13 protein-coding genes are annotated in these 26,848 nt (G+C 29.5%); 4 read left to right on the top strand and 9 right to left on the bottom strand.

All coding sequences use genetic code 11. The features are described 5' to 3' along the window. Positions 1-364: 364 nt before the first annotated feature. From ACY2RX_RS14545 to ACY2RX_RS14535, 3 genes are all read right to left on the bottom strand, one after another. The gene (locus tag ACY2RX_RS14545) at positions 365-2,035 is read right to left on the bottom strand and encodes a T9SS type A sorting domain-containing protein (RefSeq protein WP_490104712.1); all 1,671 of its coding nucleotides are present in this window, start codon (positions 2,033-2,035) and stop codon (positions 365-367) included. A gap of 104 nt (positions 2,036-2,139) precedes the next feature. Beyond that, positions 2,140-2,685 (bottom strand): N-acetylmuramic acid 6-phosphate etherase family protein, encoded by a 546-nt coding sequence (locus tag ACY2RX_RS14540; RefSeq protein WP_490104711.1) that lies wholly within the window; start codon positions 2,683-2,685, stop codon positions 2,140-2,142. Next, positions 2,676-3,710 (bottom strand): ROK family protein, encoded by a 1,035-nt coding sequence (locus ACY2RX_RS14535; protein WP_490104710.1) that lies wholly within the window; start codon positions 3,708-3,710, stop codon positions 2,676-2,678. Before ACY2RX_RS14535 ends, ACY2RX_RS14540 begins: the two co-directional genes overlap by 10 nt. A 196-nt stretch (positions 3,711-3,906) precedes the next feature. Between ACY2RX_RS14535 and ACY2RX_RS14530 the strand changes: the two genes are divergently transcribed. Beyond that, the gene (locus ACY2RX_RS14530) at positions 3,907-7,065 is read left to right on the top strand and encodes a DUF8487 domain-containing protein (RefSeq protein ID WP_490104709.1); all 3,159 of its coding nucleotides are present in this window, start codon (positions 3,907-3,909) and stop codon (positions 7,063-7,065) included. Positions 7,066-7,088: 23 nt separating this feature from the next. Here the strand turns inward: ACY2RX_RS14530 and ACY2RX_RS14525 are convergent, their stop codons facing one another. From ACY2RX_RS14525 to ACY2RX_RS14500, 6 genes are all read right to left on the bottom strand, one after another. Next, entirely contained in the window at positions 7,089-8,870 is a 1,782-nt protein-coding gene (locus ACY2RX_RS14525; RefSeq protein ID WP_490104708.1) for a hypothetical protein, read from the bottom strand. 18 nt (positions 8,871-8,888) lie between these two features. After that, positions 8,889-10,685, bottom strand: coding sequence for a hypothetical protein (locus ACY2RX_RS14520; RefSeq protein ID WP_490104707.1), 1,797 nt, complete (start codon positions 10,683-10,685; stop codon positions 8,889-8,891). A gap of 29 nt (positions 10,686-10,714) precedes the next feature. Beyond that, entirely contained in the window at positions 10,715-12,907 is a 2,193-nt protein-coding gene (locus ACY2RX_RS14515; protein ID WP_490104706.1) for an alpha-N-acetylglucosaminidase, read from the bottom strand. Between the two features lie 423 nt (positions 12,908-13,330). Beyond that, a complete protein-coding gene (locus ACY2RX_RS14510) occupies positions 13,331-14,809 on the bottom strand; it encodes a hypothetical protein (RefSeq protein WP_490104705.1) in 1,479 nt (492 codons plus the stop codon). A gap of 37 nt (positions 14,810-14,846) precedes the next feature. After that, on the bottom strand, positions 14,847-16,718 hold the full coding sequence (locus ACY2RX_RS14505) for a RagB/SusD family nutrient uptake outer membrane protein (protein WP_490104704.1): 1,872 nt from the start codon (positions 16,716-16,718) through the stop codon (positions 14,847-14,849). Positions 16,719-16,728: 10 nt separating this feature from the next. After that, positions 16,729-19,845, bottom strand: a complete 3,117-nt coding sequence (locus tag ACY2RX_RS14500) for a SusC/RagA family TonB-linked outer membrane protein (protein WP_490104703.1) — start codon at positions 19,843-19,845, stop codon at positions 16,729-16,731. Between the two features lie 208 nt (positions 19,846-20,053). Here ACY2RX_RS14500 and ACY2RX_RS14495 point away from each other — a divergent pair, with 208 nt between their 5' ends. From ACY2RX_RS14495 to ACY2RX_RS14485, 3 genes are all read left to right on the top strand, one after another. Continuing rightward, entirely contained in the window at positions 20,054-24,163 is a 4,110-nt protein-coding gene (locus tag ACY2RX_RS14495) for a hybrid sensor histidine kinase/response regulator transcription factor (RefSeq protein ID WP_490104702.1), read from the top strand. 349 nt (positions 24,164-24,512) lie between these two features. Further along, positions 24,513-26,627 carry a DUF8693 domain-containing protein gene (locus ACY2RX_RS14490; RefSeq protein ID WP_490104701.1) on the top strand — a complete coding sequence of 705 codons (2,115 nt, stop codon included), beginning with the start codon at positions 24,513-24,515 and terminating at the stop codon, positions 26,625-26,627. A 28-nt stretch (positions 26,628-26,655) separates the two neighbouring features. After that, positions 26,656-26,844 (top strand): hypothetical protein, encoded by a 189-nt coding sequence (locus ACY2RX_RS14485; protein WP_490104700.1) that lies wholly within the window; start codon positions 26,656-26,658, stop codon positions 26,842-26,844. The last annotated feature ends 4 nt before the right edge of the window (positions 26,845-26,848 follow it).

The following is a 26,848-nucleotide window of genomic DNA, read 5'->3' as shown; positions in this document are numbered from 1 at the left end:
ATCCAAGTGACAAAACCGAAGATGGCAAACATACCTCCTATTATGACAATCGCTCTTGTGTTGTTTTTTTGTTGCATGGTGTTAGGTTTAAATTCGATGCAATTTTCTTAATATCCACAACTTTTAGGTCTAAAAATCATTCTTATTGGTATATAAATAAGCTTTTTTGATAGACTTGTCCAACAATTAAGTTGAAAAAATCAACTAAAAACCGGATATTCTAATAAAAATTTAATCACTATAATTAGTAATTCTAATCTATACTTAGCAATATTTTTTCTTCCATAAAAACTATGATTTTTTTATATAAAAAAAGTATTCAATCTTTCAATTAAATACTCTTCTTTGTTAAAATATTAAAAAACTAGTTCTTTATTATTTTTCTCACAAAACTTTTACCTTTACTTTTCACTGAAACAATGTATATACCAGAAATTAAGTCATCAATATCTATTCTCTCAACATTTTTTGTTAACTCAAAACTTTTTATTTTTTTTCCAATAATATTAAAGATATGAACTTGTCCTTTAATTTCATTGTTAGATATATATAGGTAATTACTAGCTGGATTAGGATATAGATTAATTTTTAAAATAGAATTAGAATCCAATGATAATGCAGCACTCAAAGCACCAACAAACTTAACTTCACCTAGTGCAGCCCTACCACCACCGTGATTATCTGTAAAAGACATTCTAACAAAATTTGCTGTCCTAACCTCAGAAAAAGTTAAAATTGCAGCTTTACTATTTCCTCCTAAAGAAGTTGCGCTTACAATATTCTCTGTACCATTTGTATAAGTTGTTCCTCCATCTGAAGAAAACTCTAATTTAAAACCTTTAGCTTCGGCAGATCCATCTAACGGATAACCCCAAATAACTAAAGAAGAAAGATTATAACTATCTCCTAAATTTAAAGTAAACCTTGGGTCTGGATTTGAAGCCGAAAAATAACCACCAGATTGATCTGTTTTAGTAGCAAAAGAATTTCCTGCCCCAAAATTACCAGTATGAAGAATACTTCCTATATTTGAAACGGTTGGTGAAGCTGAAAGTCCAGAATTATCAATCATATCTCCAACAGACAAACCACAACACCCTTCAGAATTACCTTGATCTTGTGTTATAGCAGTAGGTGTTAATAATATTGTTGGTCTACCATTTACAGCATTAGTAGCTGTACTTCCTTCTATGGTATTTGTAGAATCTCCTGTACCATTAGTAGCTGTAACTCTATAAGAGTAAATTGTATAAGGATTTAATCCTGTATCATTATAAGTAGTAACATTAGCTGCAGTAGTTGTAATTAAGCTATAAGCACCTGTACCTTCTTTTCTTTCAATTTTAAAACCTGTTTCATCACTTGAATTATCATTCCAATTTACTGCCAATTTAGTAGAAGATGTTGCAGACACAGTTAAATTAGATGGGTCTGCAGGTAAACCTGCTTGAGGAGTACCTCCAAAACGCAACTCTCCAAAACCAACTCTACCACCTCCATGATTACTTGTAATCGTTAATTTAACATAATTGGCAGACCTTGCTGTAGCCCAAGAAGCTGATTGATGTACAATACCAGAACCTCCTGTGACAGAAGATGCTAAAGAAATGTTTTCGGTTGCAGAATAAGTTGTTCCTCCATCAGAAGAAAACTCTAAAGTTATGTTTTTAGGATTATTAAGAGGAAATACTGGATAGCCCCAGTATACAAATGAAGTTAATTCAAATGTTGATCCAAGATTTAATTCAAATACTACATCTGGGTAGTTAGCTGCATCTCCAAAATAATTTGGTGATCCTTCATCCGCTGTTGCCCAACTATCTGCCCAAGAAACCGCATGTGTTGATGCACTTAAATCTGCAACTGTTGCAGGCTCGCTACTTAGCCCAGACCCAGTTATTAAATCTTCAATAGACAACCCCAAACTTCCTTCGGAAGTACCTGCTGTTTGAGTAATAGCTGTAGGCTTAATAATTTGTTGAGCTTGAACCATAAAAGGTAAAAGCAATAAGAATAAGAGTAATTTTTTTTTCATAATATATGTTGTTTAAATTGTTAAACAAACATATAAATGAAATTAAATTTTTTGGTTTTATTTTTAATCTTAAAGGTTTGATTATTAACCTTTATTACACTCTATTAGCACACAACTTCTCGTAACCTTATAATACTAGCAATATAATTTATAACTCTTTTAATTATTGTTTCAGAAATATTTCTATCAAAATAACCGAGGTTTTGCTTTTCTATATCTAAAGAAATCATATCATTACAATAATTTGGCAAGTCCTTAATTGGTGATGCCTTTATTAATATTGAATACGCACCTCTACTTTTAGAAAAAGCCAATCCAGATTTAACATAATAAGATGTTTTATTAGCTGCAATACCAATTACAATATCATTAGGTTTAATGTTTAATAATAATATTTCGGGTACAGCACTTGCTACTCTTTCATACCCTGTTTCAATTTGTACGGTAGCATTAGAAACACCTCCTGAAATAATTGTGATAACTTTATCTTTTGGAAGTCCATACATTTCTATAATAGATTCATTATTTACTGTTGCAATTCTCCCACTAGAACCTGTTCCTACATATATTATTCTTCCTTCTTTTTGAATTCTTTTTGAGATTTCTTGTGAAATAGAAACTATTTTAGGAATACTACTTTTTAAAACCAAACTCGATTTTTTCTCAATATACCAGTAATCATTAATACTCTTATAAACGTCATACTGTTCATTTTTATCATTTTTTTGTAGTCTTTACTCTTTCTTCTTTCAGATTTTTTAACAATAGATATAAACGAACAACCTTTAGCTAAAGCCAATGCTCCAATTAGTTGGAGACTATTTCCTTCTTTTGCTACTTTTATAATGGCATCCTTACCTAAATCACCTGATAAATTTTGAAGTCCTTCATTTAGTTTGCCCTCTAAGTTAAACCCACACGCATTAGTAGCATCCGCTAAACCTCCACAAATAATTACCTCGGTTAAATTGTAGAGCAAAATAGCACTATTAATTAATTTGGATAACTTTACTATGTATTTTTCTCTTTCGTCTTTATATGAAAGTGCTGTTAGCACCTTTATTAAATCTTGATTTTCGTCTTTTTTAGCTAACAGTGATGCACTTGCAAAATTATCAAATGTTCCGTGTGGTGTATTTACACAACCTAGTAAAGGTGCTGATTTACCTGGTCTCCATCTTCTTCCGTTTCTCCATATACAACATCCTAACCCTGTACCAACTGGCAAAACACCTACCGTCTTTAAACCTTGTAAGTAACCTAATTCAGCAAGTCCTAGAGCAGCAGCATCCGCATCATTTATCAAGCTTACATTACATTTAAAAATATGTTCTAATTCATTTATCCATTCTTCGTTTTTTAATACATTTAAATGAGGTGCAGCTTTTAATATTTTAGAACCTTCAAAATTAACAAGTCCAGCAGTAGAAATACCAATGCCAACAATTTGATTCTCGTTAAACCCCAAATTCTGAATTGCTTTCTTTAATACTGTAATAAACTCTACGACACTTGTTTTTTCACCTAAATTACTTCTAACTTTTGTAAAATACTTTTTTACGTCTATAGGCGTAATTGTTTTTGATACTTCTGATTCATTATACTCTAAACCACAAACTTTTGTCCATGTTCCTCCAATATCAATTCCTAAAAAATAAGTTAGTTTTTTTTTCATTTGTTGTTTATTAAAATATATTGAGACAAATATCAAACTATCTAGAATTGATGTATTCTTTAAATCCATTTAAAAGGTTTAACTATTCATCTATTTTTTATTAAAAACCATTAGACAAACTTTTTTGCATAAAATTAAGACTTAAACTTCATTACAATACCCTAATTTTAAGTTGTTAATTACATCAACATTTTTTATGAAATCTTTTAAATTGAAACCTCTTATTTACTTTTTTATAACAGTAGTTCTATCTTTTAGTTTTTCTAAGTGCAATACTAAAAACAATTCTAATATAAAGAATATTTCCGGAACGTGGTATGTACTATTAGACTCTCTAAATATTGGGTTTCAAAAGAAAAAAGCTTTAAAAAACACTATACAACTTCCAGGTTCTTTAACAGAAAATAATTATGGAAATAAAACGATAAAAGCAGATACAGCTATGCTAACCCCTAACTACAAATATGTAGGAACTGCTTTTTATTCAAGATTTATAGAAATTCCTGAACATTGGAAGAACAAAGAAATCTCCTTGTTTTTAGAACGCGTATTATGGCAATCTACTATTTATGTAGACGGTGTGATAAGAGATAGCTTAGACGCTTTAGGCACTCCACATATACATAAATTAGGAAACTTAACTCCAGGTAAACATCTTTTAACCGTTAAAGTCAATAATAGTATGATTTACGACATAGGTAAAAAAGGTCATGCATATACAGAACATACGCAAACTCTGTGGAATGGTATTATTGGAAAAATAGAACTTTTTACTAAAAATAACAACAGTATTGAAAAAACAATTATTACAAGTGATTTTGATAATGATCAAATTTCTGTCCAACTTAAAACCCGAGGTGAATTGTCTGAAAATTCAAAAGTTAAATTTGTTATTTCAGAAATAAAAACAGGAAAAAAAATTATAAGTTTTAAAAAAGAAATTAATGCATTCGAAACAACTTTCAAAATCTCATTACAAAAAAACATAAAACCTTGGAGCGAATTTACACCCAATCTATATGAGTTAAAAACAGATTTAATTGTTAATAACAAAAGTGTTGACAATTCTATAGAAACTTTTGGCTTCAGAAAAGTAAGTCATAATGGTACTAAAATACACATTAATAATATTCCAACTTTTTTAAGAGGAAACATAGACAATGTTCATTTTCCTTTAACAGGATATCCTTCTTGTAAAATCGAAGATTGGGAACGTATTTTTAAAACCTATAAAGAATATGGATTAAATCATGTGCGCTTTCATTCTTGGTGCCCTCCTAAAGCTGCCTTTTTAGCTGCAGATAAACTAGGCATTTACATCCAAGCAGAAGCGAGTGTTTGGTTAGATTTTTGGATGCCCAATACTATTGGTGTAGGAAAACTCCCTGAGCGCGATAAATTTATTCGTGCAGAAATGGACAGAGTTATCAATACTTATGGCAATCACCCTTCATTTGTTATGTTTGGAATTGGAAATGAGTTAGGAAGTGCCGATTTTGAAGTTACAAACAAATGGATAGGAGAATTGAAAAAACGAGATTCAAGAAGATTATACGCAGTGTCAACTGCTAGAAAAATTACCACTAATTGCGATTACGCTGCCACACATTTTATAGATGGAGTTGGTTTGGTAAGAGGAACAATAAAACCGACAACAAATTGGAACTATGAAGATGTATATGCACCAAATAACCTCCCAATCATTGCGCATGAAATTGGGCAATGGCCTGTACATCCAAATTGGAAAGAAATTGAGAAATATACAGGGGTTTTAAAAGCTAGAAACTTTCAAGCTTTTAAAAAACAAGCTGAAAAAAATGGTATTGAAAATCAATCAAAAGATTTTCAATTGGCATCTGGAGCATTAAATCAGTTATTGTATAAATACGAAATCGAATCTTTTTTAAGAACACCAAGTTGTGCAGGAATACAACTACTAGGCATCAATGATTATCCAGGACAAGGGGAAGCTCTTATTGGTTGGCTAGATGCTTTTTGGGATACTAAAAACATTACCACACCTAAAACATTTAGAAAACACTTTAACACAACTGTTCCTTTAGCTCGATTCGAAAAATTTATTTGGACAAACAACGAAACTTTAAATGTTACTTCTGAAATTTCTCATCACGGGAAAAATGATTTAAAAAATAAAACCATAGTTTACAACATTTACGATGAGATGAACAACATCTTGTTTTCAGAAAAAATGGTAAACAAAACAATTACTAACGGAAAAGTAATTGAAGTAGGTAAACATAAATTTGCTTTAAATTCAATTAAAAAGGCAACTCAATTAAAAATACAACTTGTCATTGAAGGAACTGAATTCAATAATAATTGGAACGTGTGGGTGTTTCCTAAAAAACTTGAAGAAATAAATGATAATGCTGTGTTAGAAACCGATGTTTTTAATGAAAATATTCTAAAATCTCTTTTAGCAGGAAAATCTGTGTTATTAGACGCCTCTAAATTGGGATCTACTGACACAAGTGTAAAATTCGACTTTTATTCTTTATACTGGTCGCTCACCTATTTTCCGGGTCAAGGCAAAACTAATATTGGTTTGTTAATCAATGAAAAAAGTAACGCCTTTTCAAACTTTCCTACCCGTTTTCATAGCGATTGGCAATGGGAACCCATTAGCCAAAACTCCAAAGCTTTTGTGTTAAATGAATTGCCTAAAAACTACAAGCCTTTAGGGCAACCTGTAGATGACTTTCATAGGAATAATAAAATGGGGATTATTTTTGAACTAAAAGTAGGAAAAGGAAAACTATTAGTTTCTGGCTTTGATTTAAAAAACAATTCTCCAGCAACTCAACAATTAAAATATAGCTTAAAACACTATATGAACTCTATAGATTTTAACCCAACAACTGAAGTGTCTTCTAAATGGTTAACTGATTTATTTTCTTTAACGTCTTCAAAAAATCAAGTAAAAGTACCATCAAAATATAAAAACCCGATTATGTATATTAAAGCTTCTGGAAATTTAAAAAGCAATGATAACATAGTCTGGAAAAAGAAAAATGACCAGTCTTTATTAACACACAATTCTAACTACAATGTTATTTCTGAACATCAAAACAAAGAAGGTTGGAGTGGTGATAGAATAACAATTAATATTGATTGCCCAAAAGGAATTTTAGGAACTCTTTATTTAAAAATTAAAAATTCTAAAAGCATTGAGCACGTTAATTTTGAAGGAAGAATAACATCAAATAAAAAGATAAAAAGTGATGGTTTTTTAAAAATACATATTATGCGAGAGGATAGTCAAGATGGTTTTTTAAAACTAACTCTTAAAAACAAAGGGTTAATTATTGATGAATTATCAATTGTAAAAAATTAGTTTGATAAGTTAAAAAAAAGTACTTATTTAGTTTCAACTTGAAAACCTCCAAAAGTTTTTGATAATCCTTTAATATCTTCAATAGTTAAAGGCTTTAACGAATTATTCCACTTTTTTAGGTTTTTAAAACCATAGCTATTATTTACTTCATTGTATAACAACTCACAAGGAGCTAATACATTATCAGACAAATCCCAAACCTCATCTACTTCATAATTATTTTCTATAAAATTAGCATATCCCTTTTTTGTAAGTTTATTTCTTAAGTTATCTGCAGACCATTTAGCCCCAAAATTACGTGTAGAGTTGAACCATAACTTTAGGTTTTTCACATTCGTTTTAGGGTAAAAATGCTTTACAGCTTTAAACAGGTCGTTCTCCATATTATAAACCGTATAATTTGCACCAACTAATTGCCAATACAATAAAGGCACAAAACCTTTTTTTGATTCAATACTTGGGTGAGCAATTAAATAAGGATTAAAAATAATACCTTTTACACCATCAAACTTCGCTTTGTTTTTATGCATCAAAGCCAATGTACTATAACCTCCCAAAGCATATAATCTTCCTAAATCTTCTGCAGTAACTGTACTTACAACTAAATTCTTATCTAAAGATTTAGCATCATTTGTAAAATTTGTTAGCTGCTTTTGATTAATACCACTTTCCCAATCTGCTATTTGTATAAAATTATTTTGCTGTTTAAAATCTTTTAAATCTACAATTTTTTCGTTCAAAGTCTTTACATCATCTGGAGAAGTTCCAGGATACATAATATAAATACTTTTGTTTGCATACAAACCTTTAACACTTTTATCATATAGCAATTCTTTAGCTTTTGTTTCTCCACCACTTGTTCCTGTAGCTCCAAGAATAACAACATTTTTCACTTTGTGTTTTTTTATAAAATCTTTGTAAGCTTTGGGTAATTCTAATAATTTAATCCACGAAACTGCATACGGCACAGATGGATCGTGACTCAAAGTAGCATAAGAAGCAATACCTGTATCATTGGCAGTTTTTAAAATAGTTTGTATTTCTTTTGCAGAGTTTACACTAACCAAATAATGCAGAGGTAAAACGGGTGCTTTTAAAGCATTAGAAATATAAGGAATTGAAGGAAACCCAGTTGATATTAAAACTGTTTCTATTTCTGTGTTTTCTCCTAAGGTTTCATTGTAAAAATCAATTGTTTTATTGATAGATTTTTTCAAGAAATTCGAAGTTCCTAATACGTGATTTGGACCTGAACCGGGTGCATTTACTTTCCAAGAGTGAGATATCCCTGATGTTAGGTTTTCGGCTGATTTTTCAACAATATATTCAGCACTCATTCCTCCATCTAATTTAAAAATAGACACATCATTTATTTGTTCTTTTTCAATATTAAAAACAGTTAATTCATTTTTCTTAATAATTCTAAAAAATGTTTTATATATTTTCTCCTCTTTAGAACCTTTTTCTTTGTTAATAATATAAACGCCATAAGCTCCTTCTTTAAATTGTTTTGGCAAGTTTATAACTAGATTTAAAGTGTGTTTTTTATGAGTATCTGCTTCAATATCTTTTATTTTTTTGATTATAAAATTAGAACTATCAGAGATATTTACGATTCTTAATTTTAAAGAATCTAAATTATCATCTTTATCATCTAATTTTATTTGAACTTTAATAGCTTCTTCTGCTTCATAAGCTTCTTTATCTAAATAAATATCAATTTTTAATGGAAAATCTTTTTTTTGGTGATTGCATCCAATTAATATTAAAGATAAAATTAATAAAGTGCTTTGTATGAATTTCATTTTATGTGATGATTAAATTTACTTTATGCTTAACTTTATTTCAGGATATTTCGATGAAATGTTTTGTAAATCACCTATATTTAAATAATTAAGACTTTCACTCCAACTCTTATAACCTGCTGCAGTTGTTTTGTTTAGAATATCTAAAGCTCTTACTTCTGTTAAACTGTTAAAACCATTACTTGTATTCCATAATTGTCCTTCAGAATAGTTACTTTCTTTAACCGTAAAACCTTTTGACTTTAGCAATGCTCCCATTGAAGATTCATTAGTCCAAAAAGTTAAATCATTAAATTTTATACTTGGAAAATAGGTTTTTATAGATGATTTTATTTTAGTATTTAACCAATTATTATATTGAAATTCTGCTGTAAAGCCAGCAAAATATAAAAAGGGCACATACCTAGTGTATGCTTCATAACCAGGGTTTCCTAATAAATATTGATTGGTAGAAATTCCCCTCACTGCAGCACCTCCAACTTCAAAAATAGCTGTATTCTTTTTTACCAATGCTAATGATGAATAGGTTCCTAAATTCCATAAATGTACTCCATCATTTGATGTAATTGAATATACAGAAGCTGATGTTTCCTTTTTTAAAGTTGTACTAAAATTATTTATTTGCGCATCAATAATTCCAGCTTCCCAATCTGCAACCTTAGTAACAGAAGATAGTCTTGTTGAACTATAATCACTTAATATTTGCTTCAAATACCCATCAGATGCATCTCCAGAAAACCGCATTAAATACAAAGATCCTTTTTCATATTTACCTCTTGTATCTGCTACTTTTTGAGCTTGAGTTTCACCATCATTTGAGCCTGTATGCCCTAGTAAAAGAACATTTTTTACATTATGATTTTTTATAAATTCTTTATATTCTTTAGGCAATTCTAATAATTTAATCCAACCAACACTTTGCATATTTGTTATAGAAAAATCGTGTCCAATAGTCCCATAAACTGAATAACCATCATTATTTGCTTTTTCTAAAATGGTTTGCGCTTCTTTTACGGTTCCTGAGGAAACTAAATAATGTAATGGTAAAACAACTGCTTTCATATTATTTGCTAAATATTGAACTCCAGGTATACCTGTACCTATTATTACTGTTTCGATAGTTGTGTTTGTACCAATAGCTTTATTATAAAAGTCGATTGTATATTTTAACGACCTTTCTAAAAAATCTGGTGTCGATTTTACAGTTTCTATAGGAGTTGCCCAAGTATGAGAAATACCTGAAACAAATGATGCTGCAGATTTTTGAACAGCATATTCTGCACTTAATCCACCTCGAAGTTTAAAAACTGGTAAACCTTGATATTCTTCTTTATCAATTTTATAGGTTGTTAACGTTTTATTATCTGATACTCTAAAAAAAGTTTTATAATCCTCTTTAACTGTTCCATCAGAAAAAATTGTTCCCATATATACTCCGTAAGATTTTTTAGCAAAATTTGATGGAATAGTAAAAAATGAAGATTTATTTATTGTTGATGATTTTCCTTTTTCAATTTCTAATTTACTTTTTATTTCAAAATTCGATAAGACTGCATTAGTTGCTAAGTCTTTAATTCTAACAATAAGACTAGTGATGCTTACTGCTGTTTTAGAAGTATTTTTTATTTCAAAATCATTCAAAAAAACTTGTTGCCCTAGTTCATAGCTTCCTTTTTCTGTTTCAATATAACCAATTTCTATATTCGTTTCTTTATCTGGTGGTGTAATTGGCATTGATGGTTCTTCTTTAGAACCACAACTTACAGTAAAAACAAAAAGCATTAATACTATTATATTTTTTAAATCCTTCATCATTAATAAAATTTAAGCTTTATTATTCTTGATTATATATTCTTATATTTTAATAAAATATCATTAGATATATCTATGGCATTTCCTCTTGGTATTGAATCATAAAGCTCATTTCCTTTTGTCCATTTCCACTCAAACTGAGTAACCTTTTCAAAAAATGCTTTTTCATTAAATTCTTTATTGTTTTCAACAGACAGAATAACATCGTCAATAAACATTTTCCATCGTTGTTTATAAAAACCCTTTGTTAAACCTGCCCAAGATCTATTTGCATAATCGTTTAAACTTTGGGCAGCTGTACCCCAAGTTGTAATAATATTTCTGGCATTGTGTTCATAATAATTTTGTTCTACTGAATTAATACCAAAAGCTTTGGCATCATTCAACCATTTACCAACCAAAAAAGAAGATTGAGTTGCTAGAAGTTTGTCTAAATCATCAAATAAAACAAGCATTTTATTACCCGTTTCTTTTAATTTCTTAATGTTTTTGGTTTTGTAGTTGTTGGTAAATTTATCTCTTAAAATAGAAAAGTGATTCCCTAATACTTGACGCCCTACATTAGCAATATCATATTGATAACTAGGTGATTTACTAGGAGTTTTTAACATTAATTCCCATACTTTGAATAAATCTGAATTGTCATAATCTATAGTAGAATCGGTTGTCCAATTTCCGCTTCCAACCAATGTAGGTCTTGCATTAGTTAATGTTGCTTGCCCTAATCTTGCTGGATCTTTATAAATTTCTTTATGTAATATTTTCCAAGCTTCGTTATTATTTTTATTTTGAGTGCCATAACGAATATTTGCCCAATTATTTATCCATTGTTTTGTATTTGTTTTTCCTTTTGCCCATACTTTTTCAAATACATAGTCATACATTACAGGGTTAACATCAAAAGCTTCTAATGTAGAACCAACACCCCACATATTTTTATTGCTAATTAAGGCTTTTTCTATTCTTTCTTCTACTGTATCTATATTCCCAGCTATCATAGTATTACCTCCAAAATTTCCTAAATAACACCAAATAAAAGGTTGATTAAAAAATGAGTTTGTCATTTTCCAAACCTCTTTGTTTTCACAATAATAATCTAGAAGCATCATTTTATCTTGCGGAACAGCCTTTACCATTGCCTCAATACGTTCATTTGTCCAATGTTCGCGCTCAAAATAAAAAATCCAAGACATTTGCAACCAAGAAGCTTTAGAGTCTACTTCTTTCATAGAAGCGTATATTGTTTTTGATACCGTTTCTAGATATTCTGGTTCCCAACTTGGTGGATGTACTTCATTAAAAGGATCTGCTCCATAAATATGGTCAGTACCATATAATTCTGTTTGTTTTGATAAAAACTTATGCTGTATTTCTTTAAAAATAGGATCTAAAGGATCTAAGAAGTAACTTCTATATTGATCTTTAAAACCACCCCATGAACTTAACTTATTAATCTTAGCTTCTGGAAAAACTGTTTTTAATGCTTCTGGAACGTGTCCGGCAAATGCAGGAAGCACAGGTGTCATCCCTAATTCTCTTTCTCTTTTAACAATTCTTTTTTGTAATTCTTTTTGATGGTTTAACCAAGATTGTGGTAATGCGCCTCCCCATTTATCTAAATTAGACATTCTATGCCAAGGTAAATGAGCAGGTCCTGTAAAATATGATCTTATTTGTTTGTCAGATAAACCATATTCTTTCCAAACTTCATACCATATAGCTTCTTGCCCTGTAATAGCCAAAGGCATTGTAACTCCGTTTAATGCCATCCAATCTATAAAACGCTCCCAGTCTTTCCATTGCCACCAAGTCATTGTGTAGCCGAATGTACAATAATTTAAAAAGAATCGGTTTTCAACTCTTGCAGATTTTTTTATTTTTTTAGGAACTAATGGCAACTTTTTTGGTAAACTTATTGTATCGTTTGCGTACCAAGACACATAGGAATAACAATAGTTCTTTAAGTAATAATTTAATCCTACAGCCATAGAATTATAATTATTTCCGTTTATATAAATTTTACCTTTTTTAGATTCTATTTCAAAAACATCAAGTTCTTTATTTTTTAGAGAGCTAAAAACTATCTTATTTAAGTATTGAGGTGCAATTCTTTTAACTAAATCTGTAATAGGATTACTTTCTTTTACAATAATACTTTTATTTGTACAACTAGAAAATATTATTGCCAACGAAATAAAAGCAATAAAAACTATATTTTTAACCATTGATAAATGTTTTTAAAGGGTGATTTTCACTTTCTATTTTTGTGAATACTAACTCAATTTGTAACTTGAAAAAATTAAATCTACCAAGTAAATTAATCAGATTTACTGAGTTTATTTATAATAAGTCAAAGTTAAAAATGTAGCCTCTTTTCAAAGTTTAATAATCAATCAAAGAAGTTTGTTCAATCATCTTTGTTATTATTACTTGGTATACATTACATAAGTTGAACCTAGTGATTAAATCAATTCAAAAAAAACGATAATTATTTTATAAATAAAAGTTACCAAAACTAGTATTATTAAAAAATAACTATTATTTAAACAACATACTTTAAACTCATAGTAAGAACAGAAAAGCGTAATTATTAGTTACGCTTTTTTGTTCTTATTCTTTCTTGTAAATTTAATATAAAAACTTACAAATTAATTTTTAATAATTGTTACTCCAGTTATACCAGCTGCTTTAAAATTGGCTATTTCTAACGGTACACCTTTACCAATAATTACTTTAGTTAAACTAGACAACTTTTTTAAGGGTTCTAAGTTGATGTCTTTAGAAACAGTTTCGTCTTTAGCAAATAAGTCTTCACCTTTATTTATGGTTAAAGTCTTAAGCCCTGTAAACGGCAAAATATCAACTAAAGTTTTTACTTTACCATATAATGTAAATTCGTTAATACTTGCTAAATATGTTGATGTTGGTATATTACTTTTACCTCCACCATACAACCAAGTAGACCACCAGTCAATATATAAATGTCTAAGTGAGCTAGTAACCCAGCCTGGATCTTTAATAGGTCCTAAATCTTCAGCTACATATTTTGAAAGTGAATATTTAAAATTTGTATCATTGTAACGAGGAACATTTGCTGGTCTTACAGGGTCTCCTTCTACATATCTATCTGCATCGGATTTTGTTGTTACCGCTACTGTTACTGGGGTACCTTCGGTATCATTATTAATAAGTGATACTTTTACATTTGTGGTCGAATTTTTAGTTAAGTTAGCAGCATAGGCAGCATCTGCCCCCGTTAAGATTTCTGAAATAGCTTTGCCATCTTTATCTTTATATTCTAATTTATAGTTTAATCCTTTAATAGTTGGTAAGGCAATTTTAAACACTGCAGAAGTGCTACTACGAGTACCTACTGTAGCCTTTAATGGAATTGCAGAAACATCTAGAGCGTTAGTTTTAAATTCTTCTTGGTTAGAATAATTCCAATAAGCAGTTGGCGCATTTTTTATAACAAGATTCCCTAGCGCACGTACATAATACTTTTTATTGGGTTCTAAAAACATTAAATCGGTAATAGTTCCTTCTTTATTGGTAATATTATGAATTTTTCTTATTGTTAATGCTGTTGCGTTTTCTCCTGGCAATGCAGAGTTTTTAAATCCGGGATATTTTGATTCAGAATAAATAAACCCAACTTGCTGTTTGTCAGATAACTTATCATTTACTTTATAGCTATAAGTTAGCTCCATACCTATACCAAAAACATTTTTTACTTTCTCTAATTTTAAACTTACATTAGGGACAACTTTTATATCTAAGCTTTTAAGACTTGATAATTCGATACTCTGTATGGTATCTAATTCTAAAAATGGTCCTTCTGCCCAAATTTTGTAAGTTCCAGGGAAAATCTTAGTATTATTAAATGTACCGTTTGGCAATATTGCATAGTCTATAGGTTGTGCAATTTTTCCAAAACCTAAATCTAAAAATCTTAGTTTAGCACTATTATATTCTGTATAAACTATTTCATTTTTAGCTGTATTTTTATCTACAAGCGCACCTTTAATTCCGCCATTTAAATCATCTAACCTTTCATCTAACTCACAACCTATAAAACTGGTTATTAAAAGAAGAAACATTATTCTCATATAAATCTTATTTTTCATTTTTTAAGTTTTTAAATTTTTATTTATTTCATTCTTTTTACCATCCTTGGTTTTGTACTAGACCAGGATTACTTTGTACAGGTAAGGGACAATAATAGTCTCTATCTTCAAACCATTTAATACGTGTATTTCCTAAATAAGTAGGTGCTGGCTTAGGTTCTATTGTATAATAAATAGACACTGGTGTTGTAGTTTCATCTATATTCAATATTGGGTTTAAAGCACGATATGTTTTTTGATGAATTTGATTTCCTACATGCCATCTTTTTAAGTCCCAATAACGAAAACCTTCATACAAAAGATCTATTCTTCTCTCGTGACGGACTACATCAATAGTTAATGATTTTCCTGGAAGACCTCCGTGAACAGAGCGAACATTATTAAGTGCTTGTTGTCCTTGCGCCATATAAGTACCATCTCCAGAATCATTTAATTCAACTGCTAATTCAGCTAAAGTTAATAACACTTCTCCATATCTAATCACTATAGCATCTTGTTGTTGATTATTAGGTGAAATTACATCAGGTTTATCTAAGTTTTCAGCCTCGTACAATAATTTTTTCATATAAAACCCATACACTGTTGTGCCTGCAATTCCGGGTTCTGGGAAATTACCATCTATTCCTGATTGAGTAAATTGCGGATAACCTGGAATAGTTCCACCATTTCTCCAATCTTCAGCATTATTATAAGTATAGGTTTTTATAGCTCCTCCTGCTTTCTTAACACGAGCTTCTTTGTAGATTTTAAAAGTGTTACCCAAAAATTGTCCTCCAGGATAAATAATTGATTGCGCTAAACGTTTATCTCTGCCTTCAAAAAATTTTGCAGGATTTGTATATTTTGCTTTATAATCTAATGGAGCAATAGTACCATTTAATGTTTCAAATTGTTCAACAATATCTAAATGAGGGTTGGTTAATGCCGTAAAATCTTTTCTTTTAATTTTGAAAGGTAACATCCAAAAATCATACACTACTGAAACTCCAGCTTGAGGGTTATTTTGGAATCTAAAAATAATTTCTTTGCTGTTTTCATTTTTTCCATTAAATAGATCTCCAAATTTAGAGTCTAATGCATAATTTGTATTTTTATCTACAAACTCTTTTGCTGCTTTTGCTCCTTGCTTTAAGTAATCTAAAGCTTTTGCAGAAGGTATCCCTTGAAAATCTTGATTAAAAGTACCTTTTCCATATTTTGCAATTGTTCCTGCATATAGACCAGCTCTTGCTTTTAAAGCTAAAGCAGTAAATTTATTTACACGATCTTTATTTTCGGCTAAAATAAGTTGTTGCTTAGACAATAAAGCAATTGCATTGTCAAATTCTTTTAAAACAAAATTCCAAGATTCTGCTTCTGTTTTTCTGTCTTTAATAGAGTTTAACTTGTCAATACCATCTGTATGTAAAGGAACTCCACCATATCGTTTCACTATTTCAAAATACAACCAAGCTCTTAAACAATAAGCCTCTCCAACTGTATTTAGTACACTTTTATTTTTTGAGTCTTTAAATTTGATGATAAATCTATTAAGTTTACTTATAGTTCTATAAGGCCAAATTGCTGAACCAATACCACTATCTATACTACCTGCAGCTTTATTAATGTTACCTAAATTAAACTTTTGTCCATCTCCAGATTCAAAAGAATGCCCACAAGCGGCATCATCTGTATATCCTGATAGTGCATTTCCTGAAGGTCCATTTAATCTACGACCACCAATACTTTGAATATTTTGTCTTAATTCACTGTATAATGATAAAAATTGTGCTTCTGCAATTTCAGGAAAATTGTTAATATCTTCGTCTGTTAATAAAGCAGAATTTTTTACATTAAGAAAATCATCATTACATCCTGAAAAAAATAATGATACTAAAATAATTACTATTGTTATATATCTGTTTTTCATCTTCTTTTTTTTAAAATTTTAAATTCAGTCCGTAGTTAAAAGATCTAATTTGTGGGTATCCTCCAAGGTTAAAACCTCCTTCTCTTTGTTCAGGGTCTATAAACTTGTTTGCTGAAATAGTTAATAAATTAGTTGCATTTATATATAATCTAAGTGAGCTAATGTTTAGTTTTTTAGTTACTTCTTCTGGCAATGAAAATCCAAATTCAATATTTTTTAACCGAATATATTTTCCATCTTGGTTTTTAAATGTTGAAGGAAGATTATTTATGTTTTCGGTAAAAAAGTCTCTTATTGCAGGCTGCGTTCCTAGTATCCAAGCCGAATTAGGATCTGTATAATCTGCCTTTCTCCAACGATCTGCAAAATAAGCCCAATTGTTAACATTTAAATTTCCAGATGCAAAAGCATTATTATCAAACACCCCTAAAGTAAACTCTGAACGAGCAGCACCTTGCCAAAACATAGAAAAATCAAAACCATTCCACTCAGCATTAAAAGACGCTCCAAAAATTAATTCTGGGTAAGCACCTCTACCTATTGGTTTTTGGTCTTCTTCATCAATGTAACCATCTCCATTATAATCTTCATATTTTAAATCTCCAGGTAAGATTACTTTATTTGGTATCACTACATAAACGTTGTTTCTTTTTACTCTATGTATTGGAGCTTTATTAATTTCTTCTTGATTTTGGTAACGTCCAATAACTTGATGCCCCCATCTAACATTATTCCAACGTCCATCTGCATCCCATTTCCATCTGTTGTATCCATCTGTGTATTGTCCATTATCTTCAACATAAATATTTCTTGTTCTAGACCAAGATAAATTACCTGTTATACCATATTTAAAATCACCAATTTCATTTTTATGTCCAACAGATAAATCAAATCCAGCCGTTCTATCGCTATTTAAGTTATAAACAGTAGCTAAAGCTCCTGCATTATCATTGTTACGAAATGCTGGTAAACCTTCTCTTTTTCTAACAAAATACTCTGCAGAAACTGAAAGTTTTTCGTCCCATAATTTTGCATCAAAACCTAAATTTATAGTGGTTGATTCAGACCAAGTAAAATCTGGGTTAGCTTTGAGGGTTTCTACTGGATTAAAAATAGTTCTGTCTCCTATTACAATAGCATTACCTGGGTATAAAAACCCACTTTGGTAATAATTTAAACCAGTACCACCATCTCCATAAAAGCCTTCATAATACTCTCTAGATTTAGATAAATCTCCTAATTTACCCCATGAGGCTTTCAATTTAAATTCAGTTAGAGTATTAGATATTTTACTCATAAAATTTTCCTTAGTCACTATCCAACCCGCAGCAAAAGAAGGAAAGAATCCCCATCTTTTTCCTGGTGCAAAATACTGTGACCCATCATATCTAAAGTTAAAGTTGAATAAATATTTTGTTTGATAGTCATAAGAAAAACGTCCTATAACACCTCTAGATCTATATTGTCTATACCAATCTTCAGTATCTTTATTATCTGTATCTAAGGCTGCTGAAAACTGATCTAGAATGGTAGAAGGAAAGTCTTTTGCTCGAGCAACAAATGCAGTTTTTTCTGCCTCATTTTGCTCTAAAATAATACTTGTATCTACATTATGATCTCCAAATGATTTCTTATAATTGATAAATCCTTGTAAGGATAAAGCCCAATCATAACGATCTCCTCTAGACAAATCTGCTTTGTCTTTATTTGAAGCATTATTACTTAACAAATACTCACCAGAATCTTGAGCAAAACTACGATATAAAATATCTGGATTCCATATTTTTTGCCATCTATCAAACGTATCATAACCTGCTACAACTTTAAATGATAAGCCTTCTAAAAATGGTGCTTTATATTCAGCACTAAAGTTTATATTATAGGTTCTGTCTTTCTTAATGTCATAACCTGAAACACTTGGATCTGCCAATGCTACTGGATTTCCTCCACCACTTCTTGTTGGGCTTGCATACTCATTAAAACCTGGATATTTAACAGGTATAAACGGTGCTGATCTTAAAGTTGCTGCTATTATTTCTGAAGAAACTCCTGGTGCTTCTTCTTGATTAATAATACCACCAAACCCAACTGATAATTTCAAATCATCATTAAAATTTACATCAATATTACTTCTAATATTAAATCGATCTTTGCTTACCGAATTTGTTTTCCAAATACCTTCTTGATGTAAAAGCCCTCCAGACATAAAATACTTTACTTTATCTGTACCACCTGATATGCTTATATTGTTTTGTGAAATAGGAGCCGCTCTTAAAAGTTCATCATACCAATCTGTATTATACTTATATGTACGTTTTGCCAAATCAGCAGAAGTAACTTTATTCCCTTTTATAAGAGCTTCATTTGCTCTATATTCGGTAATCAGAGTTTGCCAATTTTCGGTTGACAAGACTTGAGGCATTCTATGAGGTTCTTGCAATCCATAACGAGTTGTAATATTTACTTGTGTTTTTCCTAACTTACCTCTTTTTGTGGTTACCAACACTACACCATTTGCTGCTTGACTACCATAAACAGCTGCTGATGCTGCATCTTTTAGTACTGAAATACTCTCTATTTCATTAGGATCTAAATCAGAGTAATCTCTACCTTGAACCCCATCTACAATAATTAGAGCATCCCCAAAACCTCTAATTTGAATATTTGCTCCATCTCTACCTGGTTCTCCTGATGTTTGTCTTGAAAACACACCAGACAATCTCCCAGACAAAGCACTTTCTAGATTAGGGACTGATGCTTTTGCTAATTCTTGTGTTTTAACAGTAGAAATTGAACTAATTATTTGTGATTTTTTTTTAGCTCCATACCCAACAACAACTATTTCATCTAATGAAGATGCTTCTTGTTCAAGAATTACATTAATTGTAGTTTGGTTTTCTACAATAACTTCTTTCTTTTTATAACCCAAATAAGAGAACTCTAGAATAGCACTTTTTGTTACTTTTGTTATTATATAATTACCATCAAAATCTGTAGAAACACCTTTTGTAGTTCCTTTTATAATTATAGAAACACCTGGTAATGGCTCATTATCTGCTGTTGTTACCTTTCCTGTTACTTGTTTTTGAGCAAAAACTGTTACTGAAAACAAAAGAAATACTAACATCAAATTCACTTTAAAAAATGTTTTTTTTATAGACATATTGTTCTTGTTTAATTTGTTATTGTAAAAGTATATCCTAGTTACAATTTGATGGTATAATTTTTAATCTTTATAGTTTACTTATCATTCTTTTGTAAGAAATAGTTTTAAAATTATAATTCATAAAGTTTAATTTAATTATATTCCCTTATTATCTAAAACGGATGAAATTATGTACAAAAAAAACGTATCGTTAAAATTACTGATAACATTTTTTTTAATGTATCCTTTCTTATTTTTTTCTCAAAACAAAAAATTACAATTTGAGGAATTTGTAATTAAAGATGGTTTAGCATCCATAAACTCAATTTTAAAAGATAAAAATGGCTATTTGTGGTTTGGAGGCACTCATGGCTTATATAGGTTTGATGGTTATAAGTTTAAAATTTTTACTGCAAACAAAAAAAATCCTTATTCTTTAAGTAATAATAATATTACAACACTATTTGAAGATTATGAAGGTTATTTATGGATTGGAACTATGCTTGGTGGAGTTAATAAATACAACCCAAAAACAGAAACATTTACAAACTACAAAAACTCTAAAAAATCTTTTTTCAAAAGAAATTATGTGACCTCTTTTGCGGGTGATTTTAAACAATCTATTTGGATAGGAACTTTTGGTGATGGCTTATATCATTTCAATAAAAAAAATAACTCGATTAAAAGGTTTTTTAAAACTCAAAACAATAAAAACACAATCAGTAATAATAATGTTTTCTCAATTGTTACAGACAATACCAAGGTATGGATTACTTCAAATTCAGGAGTTTTAGATTGTTACAATACAAATTCTAAAACGTTTAATTATTTTAAATACAATAACAAAGAATTCAATAGTACAAGAACGGGGCAAAGAATGTGTTTAGATTCTTTTAATAATTTATGGATAGCAACTGAAGGAAATGGATTGTATAAATTTAACCAACAGGAAGAAACATTTAAACATTATAAAAAAAATACAACTTCAAAATCTATAAGTTCTAACGAAATAACCGATATCAAAGAAGGAAAGCCAGGCGAAATTTGGTTTACAACATATGGAGGACTCAACCTGCTAAATACTAAAAACGATAAAGTAACAACCTATAAACACGACATTTACAATGAGCAAAGTATAACAAACAACGTCTCTTACAGTCTTTTTATAGATGAAAATACAAATATATGGATGGGTATGGGGGATGGAACAGTTAACAAAACTATTAACTCTCCTTTTGAAATATACCAAACCTCATACTCTCAAAAAACAAAAAACTTAAGCTTCAATATTGTAACTTCTCTTTTCTTAAATAATGAAAACTTATGGATTGGAACTGGCGGTGGAGGTTTAGATATGCTAAACCTTAAAAACAATACTTTTTCTAATTATAAAAATACTCCTAACAATAATAAATCAATTCCTTCAGACATTGTAATGACAGTCATTGTTGATAAAGAAAACACTATTTGGACAGGTAATTTTAAAAACACTATTATTGGTTATAAAAAAACAAATTCTAACAATTTTTTTGAAGCTGAAATAAAATCAGAAATAAAAAATGAGTTTAACAACCTTTTAGTTTTTGATATTATTGAAGATAAAAACAATAACATCTGGATTGCAACTTATAATAATGGGCTATATAAATACAATAAATCTAACAAAAAACTTACGAATTTTCCAGAACTTAAAACCAATAAATTAATTAGTCTTCATGAAGACAAGTTTAACAATATATGGATAGGCACAAATAAAGGAGTTAAGATTTACAATACTAAAGACAAATTATTTTTCAACCTTTCAGATTTGGGATTTAATCTGGATAGTAAAATTTATTATCCTATCAAAGATATATATGAAGATAGATTAGAAAATATTTGGTTAGCCACTGAAGGTGGTGGTATTTTTTCGGTAAACACCAAGAAAAAACGAATCACAAATTTAATCACAGAAAATGGCTTACCTAGTAATTCCATTTATGGTATTATTCAGGATAGAGATAACAACTTTTGGTTTAGCTCAAACAAAGGTATCATTTCGTTCAATCCTTCTAAAAACAAATTCTTTACCTATAATACAAGTGATGGACTACCTACTAATGATTTTGAATCTGGTGCAATTGCAATATCAAATGAAGGAAAATTGTTTTTTGGTAGTAAAAAAGGATTAGTAGCGTTTTATCCAAATCAATTAATTAACAAACCAACACCAATTAATTTATTAATTACTAATTTAAGAATTTTTAATAAGGATGTAAATGTATTGGATAAAGTAGAAAACTTTCAACCTTTAGATTCTTCAATCTCCTATTTAAAAACATTACACCTTCCGTATTTTCTAGATAATTTTGATTTTGAATTTGCGGTACCAGGTCACAATTCACCTCATAACATAGAATACCAATATAAATTAGAAGGCATAGATAATCGCTGGATGACAACCTCTTCTGAACGAAATTTTGCAAGCTTTTCTAACATTGCTAGTGGAAGTTATATTTTTAAAGTAAAAGCATTTAATAAAAGTTTACAAAATAACGATTATAGTATTGTAAAAAAATTAAAAATTATTATTAGCCCAGTTTGGTGGCAATCTAAAACCGCTTATTTTATTTACTCACTCCTTGCATTTGGACTCATACTATTCATTTATAAAGCAATCACAGATAGAGTAAGGTTAAAAAACGAATTACTTATTGAAAAATATAAACATGAAAAAGACGAAGAATTGCACCAATCAAAAATTAATTTTTTTACAACAATATCACACGAATTAAGAACTTCTTTAACACTTATTTTATCACCATTACAGCAATTATCAACAATAAAAACAAACAATAAAGCTTCTAACTTAATTATGACTATGAATAGAAACGGTCAGCGTTTATTAAGCTTAATCAATCAAATTTTAGATTTTAGAAAATTAGAATCCTCAATTGCCAAACTCAATATTTCAAAAATAGAGCTTAAATCATTTTTTAACGAACTATGCATTCCTTTCTATCAATATGCAAAAGAGAATAATATTCAATTTCAACTAACAATTTCTAATAGTTGTAATACTGGTTGGATTGATGCTGATAAATTAGAAATTATTGTCTATAATGTGTTGTCAAATGCTTTTAAATATGCAAAGAATAAAATAGATATTAACATTGACCTAGATCATAAAGACGAAAAATTGATTATTAAAATTAAAGATAATGGAAAAGGAATTCGAGAAGAAGAAGTAAATAAAATATTTCAAAACTTTTATCAAATCAATTCTAATCCACAAACTTCTAAAGGTAGTGGTATCGGTTTAGCAATCACTAAAAACCTAGTAGATATCCATTTAGGAAGCATAAAGGTAAAAAGCGAACTAGGGCTTTATACTGTTTTTAATATTAGTATACCAATAATTAAAAGTTTCTACAACGAAAAAGATTTTTCAGAACAACATTCAAGAATAGAAATAGATAATAGTACATTTGAATTAGAAACTCCTTCTTTGCCTGACCCTAATCATCCATCAACAAAATCATCGATAGATAATAAACCTATTCTGCTGCTTGTTGAAGATAATTTTGAACTAATGCATTTACTTAAAAATCATTTTTCTGATACTTATAAAATCATTTCTGCTCCAGATGGTTCTGAAGGATGCACAAAAGCTTTTGAAAATATTCCCGATTTAATAATTTCAGATATTATGATGCCTAAAATGAACGGATTAGAACTATGTAAAAAACTAAAAACAGACATCAGAACTTCACACATTCCAATAATTCTATTAACTGCAAGAGGCTCACATACTTTTCAAATAGAAGGGTTAGAATATGGAGCTGATGATTATATTACAAAACCCTTTAATACAGACATACTCAACATAAGAGTTAAAAACTTATTAGAAACTAGAAAAATATTAAGAGAAACTTTTAGAAAAGAAGTTCTATTAGAGCCTAAAGATATTGCCATAAACAATACTGATGAAAAATTTATAGAAAAAATAATGCAAATTATAGAAGAAAATATGTCTGATGCTAAGTTTACAGTAAAACAGTTGGCTTCAGAAATTGGGATGAGTCATTCTGTATTATATAGAAAAACAATTGCTTTAAGCGGTCAAAATATTAATGAATTTATAAAATCTATCAAACTAACACGAGCAGCTCAACTAATTTCCGATAGTAATTTATCTATCAATGAAGTTAGTGATATGACAGGGTTTTCAAATCCAAAATACTTTAGTACCTGTTTTAAAAAGAAATACAATACGACACCTACAAAATACAGAGATGCAAACGCAAAAAAACAAGTTTAATCTACATAAAAAATTAGTAATGAGATTATAAAATATAAAACTCCCAATATATTGAAAAAGTAAAAGAATTTGATAATCGGCACTAAATCAAAAGCTTCTTTTGCTGATAGTCTTATTAGGAAACACTACAATACTTTGAATATTCTTTATTAAAAAAGTATAATGAAGAAGTTGTCCTCTGCACTACAAAACGAATTTAAGTGTTCAAGTATCTAGTAGCTTTAATTGTTACATAGTTTTAATTACAATACGAAAATAGCAACCTTATTTTCCGAATATACCACTACCACTTTGTTTTATATGTTTTTATCATTGCATATACATATAATTAATTTAAAAATATGGGATTATGAAAAAAAACAGAAATTATCATTTAAACTTTTTTTTACTATTAACAGTAATCTTTTGTTTTTCAAAAGTAGATGCTCAAGTCTGTGCTTTAACAGGTAGTGGTGGTTATAATGTAGAAGGGGTCACTACAACTGGTGGATCCACAAATATTAGTTTATCAGGAGCTGGAGCAGGAACGAATAATTTTGCAAGTATTAATCAAAAAGTAACAATAGCTGCAGGTGGTACATTTAACGTTTCAATAACGCAAGGAAATACATTTTCACGTGTTTTAGTATGGATTGATTTTAATGGGGATGATGATTTTGCTGATGCAGGAGAGTTTTTTCAAATAGGTAATAGTAGCGCTAGTAATACACTTGTTTTAGCTACAAATATTACAGTGCCAAGTTCTGCGGTAGTGAGAACATCAAAAATGAGAATTGCTTCAGGTGATGCATGGTCATTTGCTGACGGAGCAGTTAATTTTAATAACATATCTCCCAATCCTTGTAGTAGTTATGCTAATATAGCAATTAAAGACTTTAATGTAGAAATAACTAATCCTACGAATTTATTCACAGCAGCAAATGGAATTTGGTCAGATACCAGTAATTGGTCTTTAAATAGAGTTCCTATAAGTACAGATAATGTAAGTATTCCTTCAGGGAAGATAGCTAATGTAGATGTGTCTTCAGCAGTAGCAAATAATGTGGATGTAATTGGGACATTAAATGTCAATACAGATAAAGCATTAACTATAAATGGAAATTTAACTCAATCAGGAACATTTACTATAAATTCAAAAGGTTCTTTAATAGCAAAAGGGACTGCTACTGGCAATGTTACTTATAAAAGAACATTAAATTTTGTTTCCGGAAACTTAAAAGGTTGGCATTTAGTTGCTTCACCTGTTTCGGGTCAAGCGTATAACAATACATATGCATCTACTAATGGTTTAGCAACAAGTGGTACAAAAAGAGGAATTGCAACCTATGCAACAGGTTCAGATACTTGGAGTTATCTTGAAAATGACGATAGTAATGCTGGTACTTTTAGTGCTGGAACAGGATACTCTATGAAAATAGGAAGTTCTGGTGATGTTTCTTTTACAGGAACAATTAATACAAGTGATTCCGGACAAAATGTGGTGCTTACAACAACCGGGAATCGTTTCAACCTTTTAGGAAATCCTTATACTTCTTATTTGAGTAGTGCCACTTTTTTAAATAATGAAGCTTCTCAATCCGATACAAAAACATTATGGGTATGGAACCAAACTTTAAGTACTAATGGGGCATATGAAGTTAAAACTGTTGGAAATAATTTTATAATAGCTCCAGGGCAAGGATTTTTTGTAAAAGCAAATGCAGGTGGAGGTACTTTTAATTTTACAGAATCTAATCAAAGTCATAATGGAGGAAATGATACTTTTCAAAAAAATACTAAAAAAGAAATTAAAGTATCCATTACAGATGGTACAATATACCAATATGCTAAAGTTTATTATTTAGAAAATGCCACAACAGGTTTAGATGTTGGATATGATGGAGAATTGTTTAGCGGAACTTCAAATCCTTTTGCTGTTTACTCTCATTTATTATCAAATAGTGAAGGGAAAAATTATCAAATACAATCTTTACCGAATTCAGATTTAGAATCTATGATTATTCCTTTAGGGATAAATGCAACCGCTGGTAAAGAAATTACATTTACAATTGAAGATTTTAATATACCATCTAATCTTAAAGTGTTTTTAGAAGATAGAAAGATAAATACTTTTACACGTTTAGATGAAGATAATAGTAATTACAAAGTTAGCCTAACGAATGATTTAAACGGAATAGGAAGGTTTTATTTACATACTTCTAGAAGTTCGCTAAACCTTAAAGATGTAGCTTTAAACAATGTAAGTATTTATAAAACTAATTCATCTACCTTAAGAATAGTAGGATTAAAAGATAGTAAAACCAATATTAAAATATTTAATTCTCTCGGTAAACAGGTGTTCAATTCTTCTTTTATTTCTAATGGTGTTAAAGATGTTTCTTTACCAAAATTAGCCACTGGTGTTTATGTAGTAAATCTTCAAACAGCAAACGGAAAATTGAATAAGAAAATAATTTTAGAATAATAACGAGAATTTTAAAAGAGATAACATTATGAAAAAACAAATAAAAAACACTCAAAAAATTACTCGTAAAGAAGCAGTCAAAAAAATAGGAAACTATGGTAAATATGCTGCTTTAACTGCATTAGGTACTTATATGATTTTAAATTGGACTTGTTACCTTTACTCGGACACAAAATTTAAGACTGTTTGTTACAAAACAAATATCTTAGAAACATGAAAAA

It is taken from the genome of Polaribacter sp. 2405UD43-2 (genome assembly GCF_058147125.1).
The sequence above is the reverse complement of the archived record's forward strand: the minus strand, read 5'-3'. Positions and strand labels throughout refer to the sequence as shown.

Excerpts from the sequence above, each read along its gene's own strand:
- ACY2RX_RS14485 (WP_490104700.1), top strand. The coding sequence starts at position 26,656 with ATGAAAAAACAAATAAAAAACACTCAAAAAATTACTCGTAAAGAAGCA.
- ACY2RX_RS14520 (WP_490104707.1), bottom strand. The coding sequence starts at position 10,685 with ATGATGAAGGATTTAAAAAATATAATAGTATTAATGCTTTTTGTTTTT.
- ACY2RX_RS14490 (WP_490104701.1), top strand. The coding sequence starts at position 24,513 with ATGAAAAAAAACAGAAATTATCATTTAAACTTTTTTTTACTATTAACA.
- ACY2RX_RS14500 (WP_490104703.1), bottom strand. The coding sequence starts at position 19,845 with ATGTTAGTATTTCTTTTGTTTTCAGTAACAGTTTTTGCTCAAAAACAA.
- ACY2RX_RS14525 (WP_490104708.1), bottom strand. The coding sequence starts at position 8,870 with ATGAAATTCATACAAAGCACTTTATTAATTTTATCTTTAATATTAATT.
- ACY2RX_RS14530 (WP_490104709.1), top strand. The coding sequence starts at position 3,907 with ATGAAATCTTTTAAATTGAAACCTCTTATTTACTTTTTTATAACAGTA.
- ACY2RX_RS14515 (WP_490104706.1), bottom strand. The coding sequence starts at position 12,907 with ATGGTTAAAAATATAGTTTTTATTGCTTTTATTTCGTTGGCAATAATA.
- ACY2RX_RS14505 (WP_490104704.1), bottom strand. The coding sequence starts at position 16,718 with ATGAAAAACAGATATATAACAATAGTAATTATTTTAGTATCATTATTT.
- ACY2RX_RS14545 (WP_490104712.1), bottom strand. The coding sequence starts at position 2,035 with ATGAAAAAAAAATTACTCTTATTCTTATTGCTTTTACCTTTTATGGTT.
- ACY2RX_RS14535 (WP_490104710.1), bottom strand. The coding sequence starts at position 3,710 with ATGAAAAAAAAACTAACTTATTTTTTAGGAATTGATATTGGAGGAACA.
- ACY2RX_RS14510 (WP_490104705.1), bottom strand. The coding sequence starts at position 14,809 with ATGAAAAATAAGATTTATATGAGAATAATGTTTCTTCTTTTAATAACC.
- ACY2RX_RS14495 (WP_490104702.1), top strand. The coding sequence starts at position 20,054 with ATGTACAAAAAAAACGTATCGTTAAAATTACTGATAACATTTTTTTTA.